The following is a 22880-nucleotide window of genomic DNA, read 5'->3' as shown; positions in this document are numbered from 1 at the left end:
AATCGTGCTGGGAGCCCGGTGCAATGCCTTTGCAATGGCCCTGGCACTCTCTCCCTGCTGTTTCATTGCCATGATGAACCCGCGTTCTTCGGCACTGAGGTGCTCATAAGTTCTTTGCATGCAACAACTTAACCTTTAATTGGTTGGTGTTGCACTTAGCTCTTGAAACCGCCCAGGGAAAAGCAGGAAGTGATGCAAAAACAGGTGCTTGTGGCTTGTTTCAACTGGCCGAAAGCGGTATGATGGTAAGGTTTAACCAAACGGGACAGGCGCAAAACGTCGTGTCCCGTTATTCACATAAAAATCCGCAAAAACATACAAGCGAAACGCAACAGGAGCTAGTCAGTGTCAACCGTACCAGCGATCCTCGTCTTGGCTGACGGTACCCTCTTCAAGGGCAGTGCCATCGGAGCCACCGGCCATACGGTCGGCGAAGTGGTATTCAATACCGCCATGACCGGGTATCAGGAAATCCTCACCGATCCCTCCTACACCAAACAAATCGTCACCCTGACTTATCCCCACATCGGTAATGTCGGCGCGAATTCGGAAGATACCGAATCCCGCGCCGTTTTCGCATCCGGTCTGATCATTCGTGATCTGCCGCTGCTGCACAGCAACTTCCGCGCGGAAGATTCGCTGTCCGACTACCTGGCCAAGAACAATGTCGTGGCCATTGCCGATATCGACACCCGCCGCCTGACTCGCATTCTGCGCGAAAAGGGCGCCCAGCCCGGCTGCATCATGGCCGGTGCCGATCTGGACGAAGCCCGTGCACTGGAACTGGCACGCGGTTTCGGTTCCATGGCCGGTCAGGATCTGGCCAAGGTCGTCAGCTGCACCGAATCCTACCAGTGGAAACTGGGCGAATGGAAACTGGGCAGCGGCTATAGCGAACAGGCCGAAACCCCCTTCCACGTGGTGGCTTACGACTTCGGCGTGAAGCACAACATCCTGCGCATGCTGGCCGAACGTGGCTGCAAGCTGACCGTGGTGCCGGCGCAGACTCCGGCCAAGGACGTGCTGGCGCTGAATCCGGATGGTGTGTTCCTGTCCAACGGCCCTGGCGATCCGGAGCCTTGTGACTACGCCATTGCTGCCATCCGCGAAATCCTGGAAACCCGCCTGCCGGTATTCGGCATCTGTCTGGGTCACCAGCTGCTGGGCCTGGCCACCGGTGCCAAGACCAGCAAGATGAAGTTCGGCCACCACGGTGCCAACCACCCGGTGCAGGATCTGGACAGCGGCCGCGTGATGATCACCAGCCAGAACCACGGCTTCCAGGTGGACGAATCCACCCTGCCGGCCAATGTGCGCGTGACCCATCGCAGCCTGTTCGACCAGACCGTACAGGGCATCGCGCTGACCGATCGTCCGGCCTTCTCCTTCCAGGGTCACCCGGAAGCGAGCCCCGGCCCGGAAGACGTGGCCTATCTGTTTGACCGCTTCATCACGGCGATGAGCCAGGCGAAGTAAACGGAGCATACGGAGAACAAGCATGCTGGGCATTACCGATATCACCACCTACCTGATCGGCACCATCATCATCGTGCTGCTGCCAGGCCCCAACTCCATGTATGTGCTGTCGGTGGCGGCACAACGCGGCATCCGCCGTGGCTTTGTGGGGGCCTGCGGGGTATTTACCGGTGATGCCATCCTGATGACGCTGGCCGCCACAGGGGCGGCAGGGGTGCTCAAGGCCAATCCGGCCCTGTTTGCCGTGGTCAAGTACGCCGGTGGCGCTTACCTGACCTGGCTGGGGCTGCAGATGCTGCGTGGCGCCTGGCGTGCCTGGCGCAATGCTTCCCTTGGGGAAGCCGCCGCGCCGGAAGCGCGCCGCGAAGTGGACGCCAGCCGTCCCTTCGTCAAGGCGCTGGTCATCAGCCTGATGAACCCCAAGGCCATCTTGTTCTTCGTGTCTTTCTTCGTGCAATTCGTCGACCCGGCCTATCCGCATCCGGTGCTGACCTTTCTTGTATTGGGCGGCCTGCTGCAATGCTGCAGCGCCCTGTATCTGGCCACCATCATCGTGTCCGGAGCAAGACTGGCCGAAGCCTTCCGCCGCCGCCGCAAACTGTCCTCTGCCATGTCTGGCGGAGTGGGCGCGCTGTTTCTGGGCTTCGGGGCCAAACTGGCGGCAGCCAGCCTGAACTGAACAATTGAAATTGACTGAGCGATAACATGCCGAAACGTACCGACCTCAAGAGTATTCTCATCATCGGCGCCGGCCCCATTGTGATTGGCCAGGCCTGCGAGTTTGACTACTCCGGCGCACAGGCCTGCAAGGCCCTGCGTGAAGAAGGTTACAAAGTCATCCTGGTGAACTCCAATCCGGCCACCATCATGACCGACCCGAACATGGCCGATGTCACCTACATCGAACCCATTACCTGGCCTGTTCTGGAAAAAATCATTGCCAAGGAACGTCCGGACGCCATTCTGCCCACCATGGGCGGCCAGACCGCACTGAACTGTGCACTGGACCTGGCCAAGCACGGCGTGCTGGAAAAGTACAATGTCGAGCTGATCGGTGCCACCGAAGACGCCATCGACAAGGCAGAAGACCGTGGCCGCTTCAAGGAAGCCATGGCCAAAATCGGCCTGTCCTGCCCGCTGTCCTTTGTCTGCCACACCATGGAAGAGTCGCTGGAAGCGCAATCCAAGGTGGGCTTCCCCACGCTGATCCGTCCGTCCTTCACCATGGGCGGCTCCGGTGGCGGCATCGCCTACAACAAGGAAGAATTCCTGGCGATCTGCGAACGCGGCTTTGAAGCTTCCCCCACCCATGAACTGCTGATCGAGCAGTCCGTACTCGGTTGGAAAGAGTACGAAATGGAAGTGGTGCGCGACAAAAAAGACAACTGCATCATCATCTGCTCCATCGAAAACTTCGACCCGATGGGCGTGCACACCGGTGACTCCATCACCGTGGCCCCGGCACAAACCCTCACCGACAAGGAATACCAGATCATGCGTAATGCATCGATCGCGGTACTCCGTGAAATCGGCGTGGACACCGGCGGTTCCAACGTGCAGTTCGCCACCAACCCGGTGAACGGCGAAATGATCGTGATCGAGATGAACCCGCGTGTATCGCGTTCCTCGGCACTGGCCTCCAAGGCCACCGGTTTCCCGATTGCCAAGGTCGCTGCCAAGCTGGCCGTGGGTTACACCCTGGACGAACTGAAGAACGACATCACCGGCGGTGCCACCCCGGCTTCGTTCGAGCCGTCCATCGACTACGTGGTTACCAAGATTCCGCGTTTCGCCTTCGAAAAATTCCCGCAGGCCGATAACCGCCTGACCACCCAGATGAAGTCGGTGGGCGAGGTGATGGCCATGGGCCGCACCCTGCAGGAATCCATGCACAAGGCGCTGCGTGGCCTGGAAACCGGTCTGTCCGGCTTCAACCCGGTTACCACCAACGAAGAAACCATCCGTCACGAAGTCAGCACCCCGGGACCGGAACGTATCCTGTACGTGGCCGATGCCTTCCGCGTGGGCATGAGCCGTGACGACGTGTTTGCCCTGAGCAAGATCGACCCGTGGTTCCTGGCCCAGATCGAAGACATCGTGGGCGAAGAAAAAGCCCTGGCCGGCCGCAAGGTGGAAGAACTGGGTTTTGACGAACTGCGTCGCCTGAAGCGCAAGGGCTTCTCCGACCGTCGCCTGGGCGAGCTGCTGAATACCGACCAGGCTGCCGTGCGCGCCAAGCGCTGGGCGCTGGGCCTGCACCCGGTTTACAAGCGAGTGGATACCTGCGCGGCCGAGTTCGCCACCTCCACCGCCTACATGTACTCCAGCTACGAAGAAGAGTGCGAAGCCAGGCCGACCGACCGCAAGAAGGTGATGGTACTGGGTGGCGGCCCCAACCGTATCGGTCAGGGTATCGAATTCGACTACTGCTGCGTGCACGCTGCGCTGGCGCTGCGCGAATCCGGTTTCGAGACCATCATGGTCAACTGCAACCCGGAAACCGTATCGACTGACTACGACACCTCCGACCGTCTGTACTTCGAACCGCTGACGCTGGAAGACGTGCTGGAAATCTGCCGGATCGAAAAACCGTTTGGCGTGATCGTGCAGTACGGCGGCCAGACCCCGCTGAAGCTGGCACGTGCGCTGGAAGCCAACGGCGTGTCCATCATCGGCACCTCGCCGGACATGATCGACGCTGCCGAAGACCGCGAACGCTTCCAGAAGCTGCTGAACGAACTGGGCCTGAAACAGCCGCCGAACCGCACCGCCCGCACCCCGGCCGATGCGATGAAGCTGGCCGAGGAAATCGGCTATCCGCTGGTGGTGCGTCCGTCCTACGTACTGGGCGGCCGCGCGATGGAAATCGTGCACGAACCGGCCGATCTGGAACGCTATATGCGCGAAGCGGTGAAGGTGTCCAACGACAGCCCGGTGCTGCTGGACCGCTTCCTCAACGACGCCATCGAAGTGGACGTGGACTGCATCTCCGACGGCAAGGACGTGGTCATCGGCGGCATCATGCAGCATATCGAACAGGCTGGTGTGCACTCCGGTGACTCCGCTTGCTCGCTGCCGCCGTACAGCCTGTTCCCGGCAGTGCAGGACGAAATCCGTCGCCAGACCGAAGCCATGGCGCGTGCGCTGAACGTGGTCGGCCTGATGAACGTGCAGTTTGCCATTCAGGGCGACACCATCTTCGTGCTGGAAGTGAACCCGCGTGCCTCGCGTACCGTACCGTTTGTGTCCAAGGTGACCGGCGCGCCGCTGGCCAAGATTGCCGCCCGTGCCATGGCCGGCATCAGCCTGGCCGAGCAGGGCTTCACCAAGGAAGTCATCCCGCCGTACTACGCGGTGAAGGAAGCCGTCTTCCCCTTCATCAAGTTCCCTGGCGTGGACACCATCCTGGGACCGGAAATGAAGTCCACCGGCGAAGTGATGGGCGTGGGCAAGAGCTTTGCCGAAGCCTTCGTCAAGAGCCAGCTGGCCGCCGGCGACAAGCTGCCGCGCACCGGCAAGGTGTTCCTGTCGGTACGTCAGTCCGACAAGAACGGCGCGGTAGACGTGGCACGCGAACTGCAACGCCTGGGCTTTGGCGTCTGCGCCACCCGCGGCACCGCCAAGACCCTGGCCGAAGCCGGCATCGTGGTGCAGGTGGTCAACAAGGTGAACGAAGGCCGTCCGCACATCGTCGACATGATCAAGAACGGCGAAATCGACGTGCTGGTCAACACCGTGGACGAAAAGCGCCAGGCCATCCAGGACAGCCACTCCATCCGCCGCAGTGCCCTGCAGGCGCGTATTCCGCAGTACACCACCCTGGCCGGTGCCAAGGCAGTGTGCGTGGGCATGGCCCATGTGGAAGAGTTTGATGTCTACAGCGTTCAGGAACTGCACGCCTCCATCAAGCCTTGATGTGGTGGACTGTCGGAATGTGACGGCAAGTTATGCGTTGAAGCTTTGAACCGCAGACGATTTGCCGTTACAATCCAGACATTGAACTGCAACAGCCAAGCCGCCGTCTCGTACGGCGGCTTGTGTTTTTGATGATGGCGGGGGTACCGCCTCAGGAGAGCATCCGAATGAACAAAGTCCCGTTGACGCTGCGTGGCGCCGAACTTCTCAAAGAAGAACTGCAACGCCTGAAGAGCGTGGAGCGCCCGGCGGTGATCGAAGCGATTGCCGAGGCACGGTCGCATGGCGATCTGTCGGAAAACGCCGAATACGACGCGGCCAAAGAGCGCCAAGGCTTCGTTGAAGGCCGTATTGCCGAACTGGAAGGCAAGATTTCCAATGCCATGATCATCAATCCGGCCGAGCTGGATGCCGATGGTCGTGTGGTGTTTGGTGCCACCGTCGAACTGATGGATCTGGAAACCGAAGACCAGGTCACCTACCAGATCGTGGGTGATGATGAAGCCGACATCAAGGTCTGCAAGGTGTCGGTCAATTCGCCGATCGCCCGTGCGCTGATCGGCAAGGAAGCCGGCGATGTGGCCGAAGTACTGGCACCGGGCGGCATCCGCGAATACGAAGTGCTAGACGTCAAGTACATCTAAAACTGTCAGATCAAACGCGCGCTTTCGCGCGTTTTTGCTGTGGAGTCAGGGAGCACGCATGGACGGATTGCGAGCGATTACCAGAACCTTCTGGATAGGCGGGCTGTGGGTCATCGGCCTGATTGTCACGCCGGTGTTGTTCAAGATGCTGGACACGGTGACCGCAGGCATGGTGGCCGGCAAGCTGTTTGCCGCCATTGCCTGGGTGGGCCTGGTGTGCGGGGTGTTTCTGCTGGTAGACAATATCTGGCGCAATGGCGTGCGCGGCATGAAGGAAAGCAGCTTCTGGCTGATCGTCGGCATGCTGCTGTGCACTGTCATCAACCACTTTGCCGTCACCCCCATCATCGCCGAGCTGAAATTGCAGATGAACCATGCGGCGGAAGGGCTGTTTGGTGGCGGCTTTGCTACCTGGCATGCCATTTCCAGCCTGATCTATCTGGTGCAGAGCCTGATGGGCCTGGCCTATATCCTGCGTCGTGACTGACAGGATCTGACCACAAGAATGGCCGGGACAAAATAAAAGCGGTGGAGTCCCACCGCTTTTGCTATACCGGCCAAGGGCTGGCTCAGGATTGCGAGGCCAGCTTCAGTGCCTTTTTGTTTTTCGGCAGCACGATGCGCTGCTTGTCGCTGGGACGCCACAGCACCAGCAGTTTGCCGATATGCTGTACCGGCGCAGCACTGAGTTCATCGCAAATCTGCTCGTAAAGAGCGATGCGGGCAGCGCGGTCATCACCCTGCACGCGGATCTTGATCAGCTCGTGGGCATCCAGGCTGATGGCGATTTCGCGCAGTACGGAGTCGCTCAGACCATTATTGCCGATCATCACGACCGGGTTCAGTGTCTGGGCCAGACCCTTGAGGTGTTGGCGCTGGAAAGGTTGCAGTTCGATTTTCATTGGACAGGCTTGGTTTCAAAGCAAAACGGGATTCTACTAGAGTTTGGCACTTTGCCCAAACTCTGGCCACAAACAGACTGAAAAACAACAGGATAGCCCACCGGCTATGCTGGATGAGATTGGCAGGAAGCTACCCATGGCAAGAAGTACCAGCAGCAATACCTGGCTGCGCGAACATGTTAACGACCAGTATGTACAGATGGCCAAGAAAGATGGCTACCGGGCAAGGGCAGCGTACAAGCTGCTGGAAATCAACGAAAAAGACAAACTGATCCGTCCGGGCACCGTGCTGGCCGATCTGGGCAGTGCCCCCGGCAGCTGGTCGCAAGTGGCCGCCCGCATCGTGGGGGCGCAGGGCAAGGTGTTTGCGCTGGACATCCTGCCGATGAATCCGATTGCCGATGTGGAATTCATCCAGGGCGATTTTCGAGAAGAAGAAATATTGCAGCAGTTCGTCGACCTGCTGGATGGCCGCGCGCTGGACCTTGTAATTTCCGATATGGCACCCAATATCTCAGGGATGAGCGCCATGGATCAGGCCAGAAGTTTTCTACTGTGCGAGCTGGCTCTGGAATTTGCGCGCGATCACCTGAAACCCGGCGGCAGTTTTCTCGTCAAAGTGTTCCAGGGCAGTGATTTTCAGTCCTACCTCCAGGCCATGCGCGAGCTGTTCGAAGAGGTGGTCACCCGCAAACCCAAGGCCTCGCGCGATCGTTCCAGCGAAATTTACTTGCTGGGCAAGGGCCGACGCTGACATACAACCCCCCGGGGTTTACAATCCATACCAATGAAATACGCAACCGCAAAGTCAGGGCACAGAGGAGTCCGCTACTCGTGAACAATATCGGCAAAAATATCGCCATCTGGGTCATCATCGGTTTGGTACTGATGACAGTATTCAATCAGTTCAACAAACGCCAGGACGCCCAGAACCAGATCGAGTACTCGCAATTCATCAGCGATGTCGAATCCGGCAAGGTGCAATCCCTGAGCATTGAGGGCCATCCCCTGCGTGGCCAGTGGCTGAAGGGCAAGCGGACCGACGGTTCGGCATTTGCCACCTACGCGCCGTACGACCCGCAACTGGTCGAAGACCTGATCAAGAACAATGTCCGCTTCTCCGCCAAGCCGGAAGAAGAACCGTCCATGCTGATGAGCATCTTCATCAGCTGGTTCCCGATGCTGTTGCTGATTGGCGTGTGGGTGTTCTTCATGCGCCAAATGCAGGGCGGCGGCAAGGGCGGTGCCTTCTCCTTCGGCAAAAGCAAGGCGCGCATGCTGGACCAGGACACCAATACCGTGACCTTTGCGGATGTGGCCGGCTGCGATGAAGCCAAGGAAGAGGTCAAGGAAATCGTCGATTACCTGCGTGATCCGTCGCGCTACCAGAGCCTGGGCGGCCGCATTCCGCGCGGCATCCTGCTGTGCGGTTCGCCGGGTACCGGCAAGACACTGCTGGCCAAGGCCATCGCCGGTGAAGCCAAGGTGCCGTTCTTCAGCATCTCCGGTTCCGACTTTGTGGAAATGTTTGTCGGCGTGGGGGCTGCCCGTGTCCGCGACATGTTCGAACAAGCCAAAAAGAACTCGCCTTGCATCATCTTCATCGATGAAATCGATGCGGTTGGCCGCCAGCGCGGTGCCGGTCTGGGCGGTGGCAATGACGAACGCGAACAGACGCTGAACCAGTTGCTGGTGGAGATGGATGGTTTCGAAACCAATACCACCGTCATCGTGATTGCCGCTACCAACCGTCCTGATGTGCTCGACCCGGCCTTGCAACGTCCGGGCCGTTTCGACCGCCAGGTGGTGGTGCCGCTGCCGGATATCCGTGGCCGCGAACAGATCCTGTCCGTGCACATGCGCAAGGTGCCGATCGCTGCCGATGTGGAGGCTTCCGTCATCGCGCGTGGCACGCCGGGCTTCTCCGGTGCCGACCTGGCCAACCTGGTGAACGAAGCGGCGCTGTTTGCCGCCCGCCGCGCCAAGCGTCTGGTGGACATGGTGGATTTCGAATCGGCCAAGGACAAGATCATGATGGGTGCCGAGCGCCGCAGCATGGTGATGTCCGAGGAAGAAAAGCGCAACACCGCTTACCACGAATCCGGCCATGCCGTGGTGGCCAAGCTGTTGCCCAAGTCTGATCCGGTGCACAAGGTCACCATCATTCCGCGCGGCCGTGCGCTGGGGGTGACCATGCAGCTGCCGGAGCAGGACCGCTTTGCCTATGACCGCGGTTATCTGATGGACCGGCTGGCCATTCTGTTCGGTGGTCGTATCGCCGAAGAGCTGTTCATGAACCAGATGACCACCGGTGCTTCCAACGACTTCGAACGTGCCACGCAAATGGCGCGCGACATGGTCACCCGCTACGGCATGTCCGACAAGCTCGGTCCGATGGTGTATGGCGACAACGAAGGCGAAGTTTTCCTTGGTCGTTCCATCACCACGCACAAGAACCTGTCCGAAGCCACCATGCAGCAAGTGGATATGGAAATCCGCCGCATTATCGACGAGCAGTACGGGCTGGCCCGTCGTCTGCTGGAAGAAAACCGCGACAAGGTGGAAGCCATGACCGCGGCCCTGCTGGAGTGGGAAACCATCGATGCCGAGCAGATCAACGACATCATGGATGGCAAGCCGCCACGCCCGCCCAAACCGGGCAGCGGTTTCCCGGCCCAGCCGGAGGACAAGCCGGCTGAAGCAAGCCCGGCAGCAGCAACATCGACGCCGGCCCAGGAACTCTGATCACCGGTTTTTGCAGGGCGGCAGCTTAGGCTGTCGCCCTGTTTTGCATTTATCAGGCAGATATTTTCCATGCAATTGCTTGAATGCGGGCGTTTTCAGCTCGATCTGACCCGGCCCATGCTCATGGGCATCCTCAATGTCACCCCGGATTCGTTTTCCGATGGTGGTCGCTTCAACACCCTGGATAGTGCGCTGCAGCGTGCCGAAAGCATGCTGGCGGACGGTGCGGCCATTCTGGACATCGGTGGCGAATCCACCCGTCCCGGCGCGCCGGAAGTCAGTGTGCAGCAAGAGCTGGACCGGGTGATGCCGGTACTGGAAAAGCTCAAAGACATCGGAGCACCCCTGTCGCTGGATACCCGCCGTACCGCCGTGATGCGTGCCGCCCTGCAACTGGGGGCGGTCGATCTGATCAATGACGTGTCCGCACTGGAAGATGAGGGCGCGGTGGAAGCGGTGGCGGCATCGAATGTGGCGCTATGCCTGATGCACAAACAGGGCAATCCGGACTCCATGCAACTGGCCCCGGCTTATCGGGATGTGGTTGAAGAGGTGGGGCAGTACCTGCTGCGACGGGTTGAGCTATGCCGCGCCGCCGGCATCGCCGATGCCCGCCTGCTGATCGATCCCGGCTTCGGTTTTGGCAAAACGCTGCAACACAATCTGCAATTGCTGGCGGGCCTGCGTCGCATCGAAGCCATCAGCCGCCTTCCGGTACTGGTTGGCCTGTCGCGCAAATCCATGCTGGGGGCCATTACCGGCGAGGCTGTTCCCGCCGAGCGGCTGGGGGCCAGCCTGGCCGTGGCCCTGCTGTCCTTGCAGCAGGGCGCCCGGATAGTCCGGGTACACGATGTCAAGGCCAGTCACCAGGTCTTGCAGGTGTGGCGTGCCATGCAGGACTATGCCGGCTGAGGCCAGCCGGCAGACTCGCAGTGTTTTGCGGTGCGACAGCTGCCAAGCAGCTGACCGGACAGGTAGAATGTAGCATTCCCGCAGGGGCCTTTTTGCTGTTATGCGTTGCCAGCCAAGAGGCGGCAACGTGATTAGGATAATGAGATGAGTCGCAAATATTTTGGAACGGATGGTGTGCGTGGCGAAGTAGGGCAGTTCCCCATTACGCCGGATTTTGTTCTCAAGCTGGGCCATGCAGCCGGCCGGGTACTGGTGGATCATGACAAGGCCCATCGCCCCACCGTGCTGATCGGCAAGGACACCCGGATTTCCGGTTACATGCTGGAGGCGGCGCTGCAGGCCGGCTTTACCGCTGCCGGTGTCAATGTATTGCTGACCGGGCCGCTGCCGACACCGGGCATCGCCTATCTGACCCGTGCCTTGCGGCTGGAGGCCGGGGTGGTGATTTCAGCCTCGCATAATCCGTATCAGGATAACGGCATCAAGTTTTTCGCCGAAGGTGGCAGAAAGCTGGATGACACGCTGGAGCTGGAAATCGAAGCCATGCTGGAACAGCCGATGACCACCAATGGCTCGGTGGAGCTGGGGCGTGCCCGGCGTATTTCCGGTGCGGCCGAACGCTATATCGAATTCTGCAAGAGCACCTTCCCGGGCGAGCGTGACCTCAAGCAGCTCAAGCTGGTGGTGGATTGCGCCAATGGCGCGACCTACCATATCGCCCCCAAAGTGTTTCACGAACTGGGTGCCGAAGTGGTGGTCATCGGTGGCGAGCCGGACGGCTACAACATCAATGACAAGGTAGGGGCGACTTATCCCAAGACGCTGCAGGTCGCCGTGCTGGAACACCATGCCGATTTCGGCATCTCGCTGGATGGCGACGGCGACCGGCTGATCATGGTGGATCGCAATGGCAAGGTGTATGACGGCGACCAGCTGATCTACATCATCGCCAAGGCCCGTGCCGCACGCGGCGAGCTCAAGGGCGGCGTGGTCGGCACCGTGATGACCAATATGGCGATGGAGCTGGCCCTGAACAAGCTGGGTGTGGCTTTTGGTCGTGCCAAGGTGGGTGACCGCTACGTACTGGAAATGCTGCACGCCAATGGCTGGCAGGTGGGCGGTGAGGCCTCCGGCCACATCCTCTGTCTGGACAAGCACACTACCGGCGACGGTATCATCTCCAGCCTGCAGGTACTGGCCAGCCTGGCCGAACTGGGCATCAGCATGGAAGAGGCCTGCAATGACTGGACGCCTTTCCCGCAAACCATGATCAATGTGCGGCACAACGGCTGCGACTGGAAAGCCGCTTCGGCCGCGGCACTGGCCACGGCCGAAGCCGCGCTGGCTGGTGTGGGCCGTGTGGTATTGCGTCCTTCCGGCACCGAGCCGGTGGTGCGTGTCATGGTGGAAGCCAGTGATCGTGCCCTGTCGGAAAAGTGGGCCAGAGAAATTGCTGCCACCATCGAGCGCGTGGCCTGATTCCGTCCGAGTGCCAGAAAAAGCCGCTGCCCGATGCAGCGGCTTTTTTTATGGGCAGCAACGATCCGTCCCGTCCGTTCAGATCAACCGGCGTGGTACGCGCGGGGCAATGGCACACATCAGCTCATAGCCGATGGTGCCGGCTGCTGCAGCCACTTCTTCAATCGCCACATGTGGCCCCCACAGCTCCACCCGGCTACCGATATCGGCAGCTGGAATGTGGCTGAGATCGATGGCCAGCATGTCCATGGATACCCGGCCCACCGTGGTGCTGCGCTGGCCAGCCACCAGCACCGGCGTACCGCTGGGGGCGATGCGCGGGTAGCCATCGGCATAACCACAGGCGACAATGCCGATGCGCATGGCCTGTTCCGCCCGGAAATTCAAACCGTAGCCCACGGTGTCGCCAGCTTGCAGCTGCTGGATGGCGATGAGGTCGGCACTCAGTGTCATGGTGGTTTGCAGACCCAGCGCAGCACCGTGACATTCGGCAAACGGCGAGCAGCCATAGAGGGTGATGCCCGGTCGCACCACATCGCCATGGGTGTGAGGATGGCGGAATACTGCAGCCGAGTTGGCGGCGCTGACCGCCAGACCACTGGCTTCTGCCACTGGGGCAAAGGCTTGCCATTGCGCGGCTACACCACGGGCATCATCGGCGGTGGCAAAGTGGGTCATGATGGTGCTGGTGCGGACCTGGGGCAGGGACTGCAGACTGGCCAACGTGGCGGCGACTTGCTCCGGACGAAAGCCCAGCCGGTTCATGCCGCTGTTTACCTTGAGCCAGACCTCAACAGGCGCTGGCAGGGAACCTTCCTGCAGCCAGGCAATCTGGTGAGGGGAGTGAATGGCACCACCAATGCGATAAGCGGCCATGGCTTCGACTTCCGCCCGGTCAAAAGGCCCCTCCAGCAGGATGATGTCTTGCTGGATTCCCGCCTCGCGCAGGGCGATGGCCTCTTCGATGTTGAGCAAGGCAAAGCCGTCAGCCATGTCGGCCAGCGCCTGGGCACAGCCCAGACTGCCATGGCCATAGGCATCAGCCTTGATCACGGCCAGGGCACGGCGGCCTGAGGTTTGTTTGCGGGATTGTGAATAATTATGGCGCAGGGCGGAATGATTGATTTCCACCCGTATAGGGCGTGTCATGTCAAGAAAGGATAAGGTCGAGGTGTGCTATTATAAGCGCCCGATCATGCACTCGGACAATCAGCCCGCGGCCAAATCTTGTGTCAGGACAAGACCGCGCCGGTCGGCGGAGCACTATGGACATACTGCAGATACTTCTCGATTTCTTTACCGGTTACGGTTATGTGGCTGTCTTTACCGTATTGCTGGTGTGTGGGTTCGGCATTCCGATTCCCGAGGACATCACCCTGGTCGCCGGTGGCATCATTTCCGGTCTGGGTTATGCCGATGTTGACATCATGTTCCTGGTGGGCATGGCTGGTGTGCTGGCGGGCGATGGCATCATGTTTGCTGCCGGTCGCTTTTATGGGCACAAGGTGCAGCGTTTCCGGCCGATTGCGCGCATCCTGACGCCGGAGCGTTTCGAAGCGGTGCAGGAGAAGTTTGAAAAGTATGGCACCTGGGTGTTGTTTGTTGCCCGCTTTCTGCCCGGTCTGCGTTCGCCCATCTTCATTACGGCCGGCATGACCCGGCGTGTGCCGTACTGGCGCTTTCTGTTGATGGACGGCTTTGCCGCGCTGATTTCGGTGCCGGTATGGGTCTATCTCGGCCATTACGGTGCCACCCAGCGTGAATGGCTGATGCACATGGTGCATCGCGGCCAGGTGGGCATTCTCTCGGCAGTCGGTCTGCTGCTGACGGTGCTGCTCATCGTCTATCTGTGCCGCCGCAAAAAGTGCTGTGCCACTTCCGAGCTGAAAAAATGACTGCATGAAAAAAGCCACCTGCCGGTGGCTTTTTTTCGGGTTGGAATCAACCCACCTGCAGCAACTCCACTTCGAAGACCAGGGTGGCATTCGGCGGAATCACCCCACCCGCGCCGCGTGCGCCATAGCCCAGTTCCGGCGGAATGGTCAGCTTGCGCTTGCCACCCACTTTCATGCCGACAACGCCCTGATCCCAGCCCTTGATCACATGGCCGGCACCCAGCGGGAAGCTGAAGGGCTGATAACGATCCTTGCTGGAGTCGAACTTGCTGCCATTGGTCAGCCAGCCGGTGTAGTGCACGGTGACTTCTTCGCCGGCAACGGCTTCGGCACCTTCGCCGACGGTCAGATCTTCAATGATCAATGCGCTCATCTTGTCGTAGTCCTTGTTTCTGGTTCAAGCAGGGCGGAATTGTACCATTCGCCAGCCTGCATGGCTGCCGCATGGTCATATTGTCTTTGTATTTCACAATCAATGGCTTATAAAGAAATTAACTGTCTGGTTTACCCACCCACCACCAGAAGGGGATTCGTCATGGACATTACCCACGGCACATCCCGGGAACACCCGGTTGTTCACCATGTATCCGTTACCCAACCACTGTTCTGGCTGCGCCAAGGCCTGAACGACCTGCGCAAAGCCCCTGCCGATGCCATGTTTTACGGCGCTGCCTTTGTGCTGATGGGCTATCTGCTGATCAGTTATTTCGATAGCGCGCCGCAGTTTGTACTGACGCTCAGCACATTGTTCCTGCTCGGCGGCCCTTTCCTCGCCATCGGCCTGGTTGATCTGGCGCGCCAGCACGAGGCCGTACGGGCGCCGCAGCGCGTCAGCCTGTGGCACAGCATGACCGCCTGGAAGGCAAACCTGCCCGGCTTCACCCTGTTTGCCGCGCTGCTGGCGGTGCTGGTGTTTGGCTGGTTCCGCATCTCCTTGCTGCTGTTTGCCTTGTTCTATGACACGGCCGCCCTGCCTAGCCTGGACGAGCTGCTGGCCAATGCCCTGCTGCCGGAAAACATGACCTTCCTGCTGGCCTATTTTGGCGTCGGTTTCCTGTTTGCCGCGACGGTGTTCGCGCTCAGCGTGGTGGCCATCCCCATGCTGCTCGACAAGGAAGTCGACACCGTGACGGCCATGGTCAACAGCCTGCAGGCGGTGTACAAGAATCTGCTGACGATGACGGTATGGGCCGTTATGATTGTGGCTCTTACTGCGGTGGGCTTTGCTACCTATTTCATTGGCCTGATCGTCATCATGCCCGTACTGGGGCTGGCCAGCTGGCATGCTTACCGCGCCATGATTTCCTACGAAAGCTGACGCCAGACTGATGAGCCAACCTTCCATCGTATTCCTCGACCGGGACAGTCTGCCTGTCCCGGTTCCCGCTTTTCCTTTTGCCCATGCCTATCGCGAAATTTCCGCCACCACGCCGGAGCAGATTGTCCAGCATGTGGGAAATGCCGATATCGTCATCACCAACAAGGTGCCGTTCAGTCGCGAAACCCTGCTGCAGTTGCCGGGAGTGAAAATGCTGGCTGTGGCAGCCACTGGTTACAACCATATCGACCTTGCCACCTGCCGCGAGCAGGGTATCGCGGTGGCCAACATCCGCCATTACGGTGACGAAACCGTAGCCGAACATGCCTTCACCCTGATGCTGGCGCTGGTGAAAAACCTGCCGGCCTATCAGCGCGATGTGGCTGCCGGGGTGTGGCAGCAGGCCAAGCAGTTCTGCCATTTTGGTGCGCCCATTCGTGACCTCAAGGGCGCCACGCTGGGGATTTTCGGCGCTGGTGGCATTGGTCAGGCGCTGGCCGAGCGCGCCCGCGCCTTTGGCATGCGGGTGCAGTTTGGTGAGCGCAAAGGGGCGAGCGTGGTGCGTGATGGCTATGTCAGCTTTGCCGACTTGCTGGCAACATCCGACGTGCTGTCCCTGCACTGTCCGCTCAATGATGACACCCGTAACATGATTGCCCAGGACGAATTGATGGCGATGAAGCCGGGGGCCATCCTGATCAATACCGCGCGTGGCGGTTTGGTGGATGAAGAGGCGCTGCTTGCTGCCCTGAAATATGGTCAGCTGGGAGGGGCCGGCTTTGACGTGTTGAGCAGCGAACCGCCGACACAGGGTAATCCGCTGCTCAAGGCACGCCTGCCGCATCTCATTGTCACCCCGCATATCGGCTGGGCCAGCCAGCAGGCCATGCAGCGCCTGGCGCAGCAGCTGGTCGACAATATCACTGCCTATGTGGCGGGCAAGGCTGAAAACCGGCTGGTCTGAGTGGCTGGCGGATAGTAGTACGGGTTTGTTTTTGTAAAATATTGTTTAATCAGTAAAAATATTTAAAGAGCAATGTCGGATCATATCGGTCATTGATTTGTCATGATTTTAAATATTGTTAATGATTGAATTAAGGCATAGTATTAATTTGTCTGGGCCCGGCAACGGGCCCAGGCTGCCCCGCTTGATCCGCCGTGGTTGCTCTGTCTTCCACGGCGCTTTTTTTGCCTGTGGCAGGCGCAAGCGGGCAAGGAGAGGGGGTCAGTCCGGAATATCGTTGGGATTGATGCGCGGGCGTTCTTCCTCGCCCATGCCCAGCTTGCCCCGCACACAGGAAATATAGCGGTTCACATCCGGGCCGCCACCGTAGCGCTGTGCATGCCAGATCATCTCCCCCAGGCATTCCATCATCTCGTGCTGGGCACGATGTTCGTCACCATGGCGCAGGGCCAGCTGTGCATACAATGAGCGGATGCCGAAGGGCTGGTCAATCGAGCGTTGTTCCTCGATGGCCACATGCAGGCCAAGATGCAGGAAAGGATTGGTCTCGCCCATTTCCGGTGTCCATTCCTGTTCCAGGTATTTTTCCGGATGATTCAGGATGGAGTGGTACTCAGGGTGGTCTATAAGAATGGAAAGCACGATCTTTTCCAGATCGGTCAATGTCGTGCCATTCTGGTGCTTTTTCCAGGTGTCGAAGAAGAAGCCGCGCGCATCCTGGCGGCTGGGTGAGAACAGCATGTGCAATACCTGAGTACGTTTCTCGGATAAGTCAGGATTATACGGAAGGGAGACAGCCATGACCACGCTTTACGCATTCTCGGCCCTGACTCACACCGGCGGTCAATACCCCCTGTCCAGCCTGCAGGGCCAGGTGGTTTTGCTGGTGAATACCGCCAGCGAGTGTGGCTATACCCGGCAATATGCCGGTCTGCAGCAGCTGCATGAACAGCTGGCCGCAGCCGGATTGCGCATCCTGGCCTTTCCCTGCAACCAGTTTGGCGGGCAGGAACCGGGCAGCGATCAGGAGATTGCCGCATTTTGCAGCAGCCGTTTTGCACTGGGTTTTCCGGTATTGGCCAAGGTCGAGGTCAATGGCGCCCAGGCTGCGCCGCTGTGGCGCTGGCTGACCCAGGCGGACACGCCGCATCCGCATCCGGTGAAGTGGAACTTCACCAAGTTTCTGGTGGATGCGCAGGGCAGGGTGGTGAAGCGCTACGAGCCGGCGGTGGAGCCGCATGAACTGCGGGAGGATATCGAGAACTTGCTGAAACGGGCAGCAGCCAGCGGCTGATGCCCGCCATGGCTTACTGGCGAGTGAAGATGATGTCCCACACGCCGTGCCCCAGCTTGATGCCGCGGGCTTCGAACTTGGTGAGCGGGCGATAGTCCGGGCGCGGCGCATAGCCGTCAGCGGTATTGGCCAGATCGGCATTGGCGCTGAACACTTCCATGATCTGGATGGCGTAGTCTTCCCAGTCGGTGGCGGCATGCAGATAGCCGCCCGGTTTCAGCTTTTTCACCAGTTTTTCCACCAGCGGCGCCTGGATCAGCCGGCGCTTGTTGTGGCGCTTCTTGTGCCACGGGTCGGGAAAGAAAATATGGACCCCGTCCAGGCTGCCATCGGCCAGCATGTTGTCCAGCACTTCCACCGCATCGTGACGGATGATGCGCAGATTGCTCAGTTCCTTTTCGGCAATCAGCTTGCACAGATTACCCACGCCCGGCGAATGCACTTCCACGCCCAGATAGTCGCGCTCGGGATTGGCCGCGGCAATTTCAGCGGTAGCACCGCCCATGCCAAAGCCGATTTCCAGAATCTTGGGAGCCTGGCGGCCAAAAGCCTGCTGCAGATCGATGGGGGCTGCCTGATATTCGATGCCCCATTTGGGCATGCCTTCGTCCATGGCGCGTTGCTGGCCTGCCGAGAGATGTCCCTGACGCAGCACAAAGCTTCTGATGGCGCGCCCGAATGCCGGATTTTCCATGTGATTCAAACAGATAATTGCGGGAAGACGCGCATGTTACCGAATCTTGCCGCCCTTAGCGAGTGCCACGGCTTGCCAGGCGGGATTTGCCGCCAGTTGCGCGACAAATTGGCGCGCCGTGGGATAGCGCAGTACCACGCCCAGCTCCGCCAGGCGGGCATTGCGGATGCGCCGCGATTCCGCCATATACGACCACAAGGCCGGGCTGACCTGCTGGCGGACTGCGGCACGGCTCAGTTGGGGGGGCATGGGCAGGGCCAGTGCCTCGGCCAGCATGGCATACCAGTCGGTGATGGTCAGCGGTTCGTCATCACAGGCATTGAACACGCGGATGCCGCCACGCTGCTGCTGCAGGCTGGCGATGCACAAGCGTGCCAGATCATCGGCATGAATGTGATTGCTATAGCTGTCTTCCGTCGGCAGGATCAATGGCGTGCCTTGTAACAGACGGGTCAGCGGCAGGCGCTCCAGCGCGTAAATGCCGGGCGCGCGCAGGATGTTCAGCTGGCAAGCATGGCGGCGGGCAAAGGCCCGCAGTACAGCTTCGGCATCGGCCCGACGCTGGGCACGTTCGGTCTGTGGCTGCAGCGGCGAGCACTCGTCCAGCCAGGCACCATCCCCATTTCCATACACGCCAGTAGTGCTGATATAGCTAATACGCTGTGGTATCCTGTCGGCTTTTGCCAGTGCGTACAACAACTTGCGCGTGCGATTGTCGCGCAGGCCGCTGGCGGGAGGCGGTGCGGTAATCCATACCTCATTGGCCAGCCCGGCTATTCTGCGCAGGCTCTCCTGGCAGTCCAGATTGGCCCTGATGGGGTGGGCGCCGCCTTGGCGCGCCGCCTCGGCTGCAGCCGCATGGTGGGCAATGGCGAAAACGCGCCAGTGCCGGACCAGTTCCGGCAGCGCGCGGCGGGCGACATCGCCCAGACCTGCAATCAATAAAGTACGCATAGGCAGCATATTACCCAGATTTGGAATAAAGGTACCCAATGAGTTCCCAGGTCAAAGTGCTCCCGAGTGGGCATACGTTCAGTGTTGAAGCGCATGAAACCATTCTGGAAGCGGCTTTGCGCCAGAATGTCGGCCTGCCTTATGGCTGCCGTGACGGTGCCTGTGGCGCCTGCAAGGGCAAGGTAGTGGAGGGTGAAGTCAGCCAGGATGGCTACCAGGAAAAAGCCCTGCCGGAAAGCGAACGCGTACAGGGTATGACCCTGTTCTGCTGTGCCCGTCCGCAAGGCGACATCACCATCGAGGCGCGCGAGGTGGCCGGTGCCGGTGATATCCAGATCAAGACCTTGCCCTGCCGCGTGGAAAGCATGGTGAAAATGCATGATGTGGCCGTGCTCAAGCTCAAGCTGCCGGTATCGGAGCGCCTGCAATTCCGTGCCGGCCAGTACATCGACATCCTGATGAAGGATGGCAAGAAACGCAGTTTCTCCATTGCCAATGCCCCGCATGACGATGCCTTTCTGGAATTGCACATCCGCCATCAGCCGGGTGGCAGTTTCTCGGAATACGTTTTCAGCCAGATGAAAGAGCGCGAGATCATGCGCTTCAAGGGCCCGCTGGGTTCCTTCTTCCTGCGCGAAGATTCCGACAAGCCGATTATTTTCGTCGCCAGCGGCACCGGCTTTGCACCGGTCAAGGGCATTATCGAACACGCCATTCACCATGGTATCCAGCGCCAGATGGTGTTGTACTGGGGCGCGCGCACCAAAGCCGATCTGTACATGGCCGAGCTGGCTGCCAGCTGGCAGGCCCAGCATGCCAACATCACGGTGATTCCGGTGTTGTCCGAAGCGCTGCCCGAAGATGCATGGCAAGGCCGTACCGGCTTTGTACACCAGGGGGTGCTGGACGACTTTGACGATCTCTCCGGCTACCAGGTCTATGCCTGCGGCGCACCGGTGATGGTGGAATCTGCGCATCGCAGCTTCATCCAGGAGCGCCAGCTGCCGGAAGACGAGTTCTTCTCGGATGCCTTCTTCCTGTCCAAGGACATGGCTGGCGGCAAGTAGGCAAGCCGGCAATCGCAACAACACAAAACCCCTGCATGCAGGGGTTTTTCTTTGGTCATCGCCTACTGTGCTGATGGCAGCATTTTGCCTGTCATCATCACATTTGCCACATTTATGGCCAGCAATCAGCCCGGCAGGCGTATTTTTGACCTGCATCAACATCCCTGTTTAGAGTATGGCTATTATGACTATCGACTAATCAATCAAGGCGGCATACCGCCAGTTAGAGGAGTGGAAGATGGAACTGCTGGGACAACTTCTATCCGACGATGTCGGCGTACTGGGATTGGCAACCATTGTGTTTGCCACGGTGGTGGTGTGTGGGGTGATCTTCGTTATCAGCCGCAAAGTGAAAAACGCCGGCCCGAATGACTGAGCGGGCCTGATTGTGATGGGCGTCTAGATTTCCTCTTGATGTGTGTGTTGGTGGATACGGTGGTGGGCCGTATCCATTTTTTTTGCCTGCGCACACTTGTAAGAATTGTTTAACTTAGTTTTTTGAATTATTGTCTTTGTCGAATTGAAAAGTTCTATTGGGATCTCCTCCCGCTTCCACCTATAACCTCCTCGTTACCCCTACTACCAGCCAGGATTTGCCTGCTTCGCCCATTTGATCCTGATCAAACATGTGTTTGACGTTTCTGGAATCGGATCGGTCTCGTCACTATCATTACATCAACGAATAAGAAATTAATAATATACAGATAGTTTTCAGGTTAATGTATTTCACGGAGAACGAAAATGTCCACTGAAACGGAAGTACAAGGTGGCGGAGCACCCAAACTCAAACTGGGTGCGCTCACCGCACTGGTAGTGGGTTCCATGATAGGCGGCGGCATCTTCTCGCTACCGCAGAACATGGCGGCAGGCGCAGGAGCAGGCGCCATCATCATTGGTTGGGCCATCACCTTTCTGGGCATGCTGACGCTGGCATTTGCCTTCCAGATGCTGGCCAACCGCAAACCGGAGGTAGAAGGCGGGGTTTATGGTTATGCCCGCGCCGGTTTCGGTGACTACATGGGCTTCAACTCGGCCTGGGGTTACTGGATTTCGGCCTGGATCGGCAATGTGTCCTACTTTGTGGTGATGTTCTCGGCACTGGGCTTCTGGTTCCACGCTTTTGGCGATGGCAACACGCCAACCGCCATCATCTGTGCCTCTGTCCTGTTGTGGGGCCTGCATTTCCTGGTATTGCGCGGCGTGCATGGTGCGGCATTCATCAACACCATCACCACCATTGCCAAGCTGGTACCGCTGGCGCTGTTCATCGTGCTGGTGGTGTTTGCCTTCAAGATCGACACCTTCAATCTGGACTTCTGGGGTAATCCTAAGCTGGGCTCCATTGTCGATCAGGTGAAGAGCACCATGCTGGTGACCGTGTGGGTGTTCATCGGTATCGAAGGTGCCTCGATGTTCTCGGGCCGTGCTGAAAAAATGAGCGACGTGGGCAAGGCTACCGTGGTGGGTTTCCTGCTGACCATTGCCCTGCTGGTGGCGGTATCGGTACTGGCACTGGGTGTGATGACCCAACCGGAACTGGCTGCGCTGAAGAACCCGTCCACCGCCTACGTGCTGGAAAAGGCCATTGGCCCCTGGGGTGCCAACATCATGAACGCGGGTCTGGTGATCTCTGTCGGTGGCGCACTGCTGGCCTGGACGCTGCTGGCCGCTGAAGCACCCTACCTGGCTGGTAAAGATGGCGTGATGCCGCGCATTTTCGGCACCACCAATGCCAATGGTTCGCCTGCTGCCTCGCTGTGGCTGACCAACGGCCTGATCCAGCTGTTCCTGGTCATCACCCTGTTCAGCTCGGCCGGTTATCTGGCACTGCTGTCGCTGGCCACCTCGATGATCCTGATTCCTTACCTGCTGTGTGCCGTGTACTCCTTCATGGTGGCTCAGCGTGGCGAAGGCTACCAGGCTGGTGAAGGCAAGGGTCGTGACCTGAGTATTGCCGGTATCGCCAGTGTGTACGGTGTATGGCTGATCTATGCCGCTGGTGTGAAGTATCTGTTCCTGTCGATGGTGCTGTACGCCCCGGGCCTGCTGTTCTACCTGTGGGCCAAGAAAGAACATGGTGAAAAACCGTTCAAGGGCGCCGAAGCCGTACTGGCCGCCATCATCGTGGTACTGGGCGCCATTGCCGCCTACGAACTGATCACCGGTCAGCTCTCCCTCTAAGACAACAACTGTTTACTGAGGAGCGCCTGCCAGGCGCTCCCCGACTCCCCTACCACACATTGAAGGAGTTTGATCATGACAAAATTTGGTGTGCATTCCGAATGCGGCAAGCTGCGCAGCGTGATGGTGTGCCGTCCGGGCCTGGCCCACAAACGCCTCACCCCCGACAACTGCCACGACCTGCTGTTTGATGACGTGATCTGGGTGGAACGCGCGCAGAAAGACCACGCCTACATGGTTGAACAGATGCGCGCCCGTGGCATCCATGTCATCGAAGCCCACGACGCCCTGGCCCAGGTGCTGGACGACAAGGCCGCCCGCAGCTGGCTGCTGGACCGCAAGGTCAAGGCTGACAACGTCGGTATCGGCATGCTGGCCGACCTGCGCAGCTGGCTGGACGAAATGCCCTCCACCCAACTGGCCGAGCACCTGATCGGCGG

Annotated in this window: 24 protein-coding genes; 17 read left to right on the top strand and 7 right to left on the bottom strand. The window is 59.3% G+C overall.

Going from position 1 to position 22880, the window contains the following annotated elements:
• Nucleotides 1-120, bottom strand: a 120-nt coding sequence (locus DFR38_RS21960) for a helix-turn-helix domain-containing protein (RefSeq protein WP_146215901.1), incomplete at its 3' end; no start/stop codon positions are given.
• A 225-nt stretch (nucleotides 121-345) separates the two neighbouring features.
• On the opposite strand from DFR38_RS21960, the gene carA reads away from it, so the two are divergent.
• The 5 genes from carA (at nucleotide 346) to DFR38_RS20470 (ending at nucleotide 6522) form a co-directional block, all read left to right on the top strand.
• Entirely contained in the window at nucleotides 346-1476 is a 1131-nt protein-coding gene (gene carA, locus DFR38_RS20490) for a glutamine-hydrolyzing carbamoyl-phosphate synthase small subunit (RefSeq protein ID WP_059286040.1), read from the top strand.
• Between the two features lie 22 nt (nucleotides 1477-1498).
• Nucleotides 1499-2155, top strand: coding sequence for a leucine efflux protein LeuE (gene leuE / locus DFR38_RS20485; RefSeq protein ID WP_059286041.1), 657 nt, complete (start codon nucleotides 1499-1501; stop codon nucleotides 2153-2155).
• Nucleotides 2156-2181: 26 nt separating this feature from the next.
• Nucleotides 2182-5391 carry a carbamoyl-phosphate synthase large subunit gene (gene carB / locus DFR38_RS20480; RefSeq protein ID WP_059286042.1) on the top strand — a complete coding sequence of 1070 codons (3210 nt, stop codon included), beginning with the start codon at nucleotides 2182-2184 and terminating at the stop codon, nucleotides 5389-5391.
• A 167-nt stretch (nucleotides 5392-5558) separates the two neighbouring features.
• A complete protein-coding gene (gene greA, locus DFR38_RS20475) occupies nucleotides 5559-6035 on the top strand; it encodes a transcription elongation factor GreA (protein ID WP_059286043.1) in 477 nt (158 codons plus the stop codon).
• 58 nt (nucleotides 6036-6093) lie between these two features.
• Nucleotides 6094-6522, top strand: a complete 429-nt coding sequence (locus DFR38_RS20470; RefSeq protein WP_059286044.1) for a DUF4149 domain-containing protein — start codon at nucleotides 6094-6096, stop codon at nucleotides 6520-6522.
• An 82-nt stretch (nucleotides 6523-6604) separates the two neighbouring features.
• On the opposite strand, the gene DFR38_RS20465 is transcribed toward DFR38_RS20470, so the two are convergent.
• Nucleotides 6605-6937 (bottom strand): YhbY family RNA-binding protein, encoded by a 333-nt coding sequence (locus tag DFR38_RS20465; protein WP_059286045.1) that lies wholly within the window; start codon nucleotides 6935-6937, stop codon nucleotides 6605-6607.
• A gap of 136 nt (nucleotides 6938-7073) precedes the next feature.
• Here DFR38_RS20465 and rlmE point away from each other — a divergent pair, with 136 nt between their 5' ends.
• From rlmE to glmM, 4 genes are all read left to right on the top strand, one after another.
• The gene (gene rlmE / locus DFR38_RS20460) at nucleotides 7074-7691 is read left to right on the top strand and encodes a 23S rRNA (uridine(2552)-2'-O)-methyltransferase RlmE (protein WP_059286060.1); all 618 of its coding nucleotides are present in this window, start codon (nucleotides 7074-7076) and stop codon (nucleotides 7689-7691) included.
• 80 nt (nucleotides 7692-7771) lie between these two features.
• Nucleotides 7772-9682, top strand: coding sequence for an ATP-dependent zinc metalloprotease FtsH (gene ftsH / locus DFR38_RS20455; RefSeq protein WP_059286046.1), 1911 nt, complete (start codon nucleotides 7772-7774; stop codon nucleotides 9680-9682).
• Nucleotides 9683-9751: 69 nt separating this feature from the next.
• Nucleotides 9752-10594 carry a dihydropteroate synthase gene (gene folP, locus DFR38_RS20450; protein WP_059286047.1) on the top strand — a complete coding sequence of 281 codons (843 nt, stop codon included), beginning with the start codon at nucleotides 9752-9754 and terminating at the stop codon, nucleotides 10592-10594.
• Nucleotides 10595-10738: 144 nt separating this feature from the next.
• On the top strand, nucleotides 10739-12073 hold the full coding sequence (gene glmM, locus DFR38_RS20445) for a phosphoglucosamine mutase (protein WP_059286048.1): 1335 nt from the start codon (nucleotides 10739-10741) through the stop codon (nucleotides 12071-12073).
• Between the two features lie 78 nt (nucleotides 12074-12151).
• Here glmM and alr read toward each other — a convergent pair whose 3' ends face one another.
• Nucleotides 12152-13222 carry an alanine racemase gene (gene alr / locus DFR38_RS20440; protein WP_059286049.1) on the bottom strand — a complete coding sequence of 357 codons (1071 nt, stop codon included), beginning with the start codon at nucleotides 13220-13222 and terminating at the stop codon, nucleotides 12152-12154.
• Nucleotides 13223-13338: 116 nt separating this feature from the next.
• On the opposite strand from alr, the gene DFR38_RS20435 reads away from it, so the two are divergent.
• Nucleotides 13339-13968 (top strand): DedA family protein, encoded by a 630-nt coding sequence (locus tag DFR38_RS20435; protein WP_059286050.1) that lies wholly within the window; start codon nucleotides 13339-13341, stop codon nucleotides 13966-13968.
• Nucleotides 13969-14014: 46 nt separating this feature from the next.
• Here DFR38_RS20435 and DFR38_RS20430 read toward each other — a convergent pair whose 3' ends face one another.
• Nucleotides 14015-14341, bottom strand: a complete 327-nt coding sequence (locus DFR38_RS20430) for an FKBP-type peptidyl-prolyl cis-trans isomerase (RefSeq protein ID WP_059286051.1) — start codon at nucleotides 14339-14341, stop codon at nucleotides 14015-14017.
• Between the two features lie 162 nt (nucleotides 14342-14503).
• Here DFR38_RS20430 and DFR38_RS20425 point away from each other — a divergent pair, with 162 nt between their 5' ends.
• The gene (locus DFR38_RS20425; protein WP_059286052.1) at nucleotides 14504-15286 is read left to right on the top strand and encodes a DUF2189 domain-containing protein; all 783 of its coding nucleotides are present in this window, start codon (nucleotides 14504-14506) and stop codon (nucleotides 15284-15286) included.
• Between the two features lie 10 nt (nucleotides 15287-15296).
• The gene (locus tag DFR38_RS20420) at nucleotides 15297-16250 is read left to right on the top strand and encodes a D-2-hydroxyacid dehydrogenase (protein WP_059286053.1); all 954 of its coding nucleotides are present in this window, start codon (nucleotides 15297-15299) and stop codon (nucleotides 16248-16250) included.
• Nucleotides 16251-16511: 261 nt separating this feature from the next.
• Here the strand turns inward: DFR38_RS20420 and DFR38_RS20415 are convergent, their stop codons facing one another.
• Complete coding sequence (locus DFR38_RS20415; RefSeq protein ID WP_059286054.1) at nucleotides 16512-16991, bottom strand: DUF1841 family protein; 480 nt, start codon at nucleotides 16989-16991, stop codon at nucleotides 16512-16514.
• Between the two features lie 58 nt (nucleotides 16992-17049).
• Here DFR38_RS20415 and DFR38_RS20410 point away from each other — a divergent pair, with 58 nt between their 5' ends.
• A complete protein-coding gene (locus DFR38_RS20410; RefSeq protein WP_059286055.1) occupies nucleotides 17050-17544 on the top strand; it encodes a glutathione peroxidase in 495 nt (164 codons plus the stop codon).
• Nucleotides 17545-17557: 13 nt separating this feature from the next.
• Here DFR38_RS20410 and trmB read toward each other — a convergent pair whose 3' ends face one another.
• Both trmB and DFR38_RS20400 read right to left on the bottom strand, forming a co-directional pair.
• Nucleotides 17558-18238 carry a tRNA (guanosine(46)-N7)-methyltransferase TrmB gene (gene trmB, locus DFR38_RS20405; protein ID WP_059286056.1) on the bottom strand — a complete coding sequence of 227 codons (681 nt, stop codon included), beginning with the start codon at nucleotides 18236-18238 and terminating at the stop codon, nucleotides 17558-17560.
• A gap of 36 nt (nucleotides 18239-18274) precedes the next feature.
• Nucleotides 18275-19192 (bottom strand): SDR family oxidoreductase, encoded by a 918-nt coding sequence (locus DFR38_RS20400; protein WP_059286057.1) that lies wholly within the window; start codon nucleotides 19190-19192, stop codon nucleotides 18275-18277.
• A 38-nt stretch (nucleotides 19193-19230) separates the two neighbouring features.
• Here DFR38_RS20400 and DFR38_RS20395 point away from each other — a divergent pair, with 38 nt between their 5' ends.
• The 4 genes from DFR38_RS20395 to DFR38_RS20380 all read left to right on the top strand — a co-directional run.
• Nucleotides 19231-20259: a CDP-6-deoxy-delta-3,4-glucoseen reductase gene (locus DFR38_RS20395; protein WP_059286058.1), complete on the top strand. Its 1029-nt coding sequence runs from the start codon at nucleotides 19231-19233 to the stop codon at nucleotides 20257-20259.
• A gap of 238 nt (nucleotides 20260-20497) precedes the next feature.
• Entirely contained in the window at nucleotides 20498-20635 is a 138-nt protein-coding gene (locus tag DFR38_RS20390; protein WP_082086308.1) for a DUF3149 domain-containing protein, read from the top strand.
• A 365-nt stretch (nucleotides 20636-21000) separates the two neighbouring features.
• On the top strand, nucleotides 21001-22440 hold the full coding sequence (arcD, locus tag DFR38_RS20385; RefSeq protein ID WP_059286059.1) for an arginine-ornithine antiporter: 1440 nt from the start codon (nucleotides 21001-21003) through the stop codon (nucleotides 22438-22440).
• 75 nt (nucleotides 22441-22515) lie between these two features.
• Nucleotides 22516-22880 (top strand): arginine deiminase family protein (locus DFR38_RS20380; protein WP_244909921.1); only part of this gene is annotated, 365 nt, incomplete at its 3' end.

The sequence above is a fragment of the Aquitalea magnusonii genome (assembly GCF_003202035.1).
In the GTDB taxonomy this organism is placed as follows: Bacteria; Pseudomonadota; Gammaproteobacteria; order Burkholderiales; family Chromobacteriaceae; genus Aquitalea; species Aquitalea magnusonii.
This window is presented reverse-complemented; position numbering and strand designations above follow the sequence as displayed.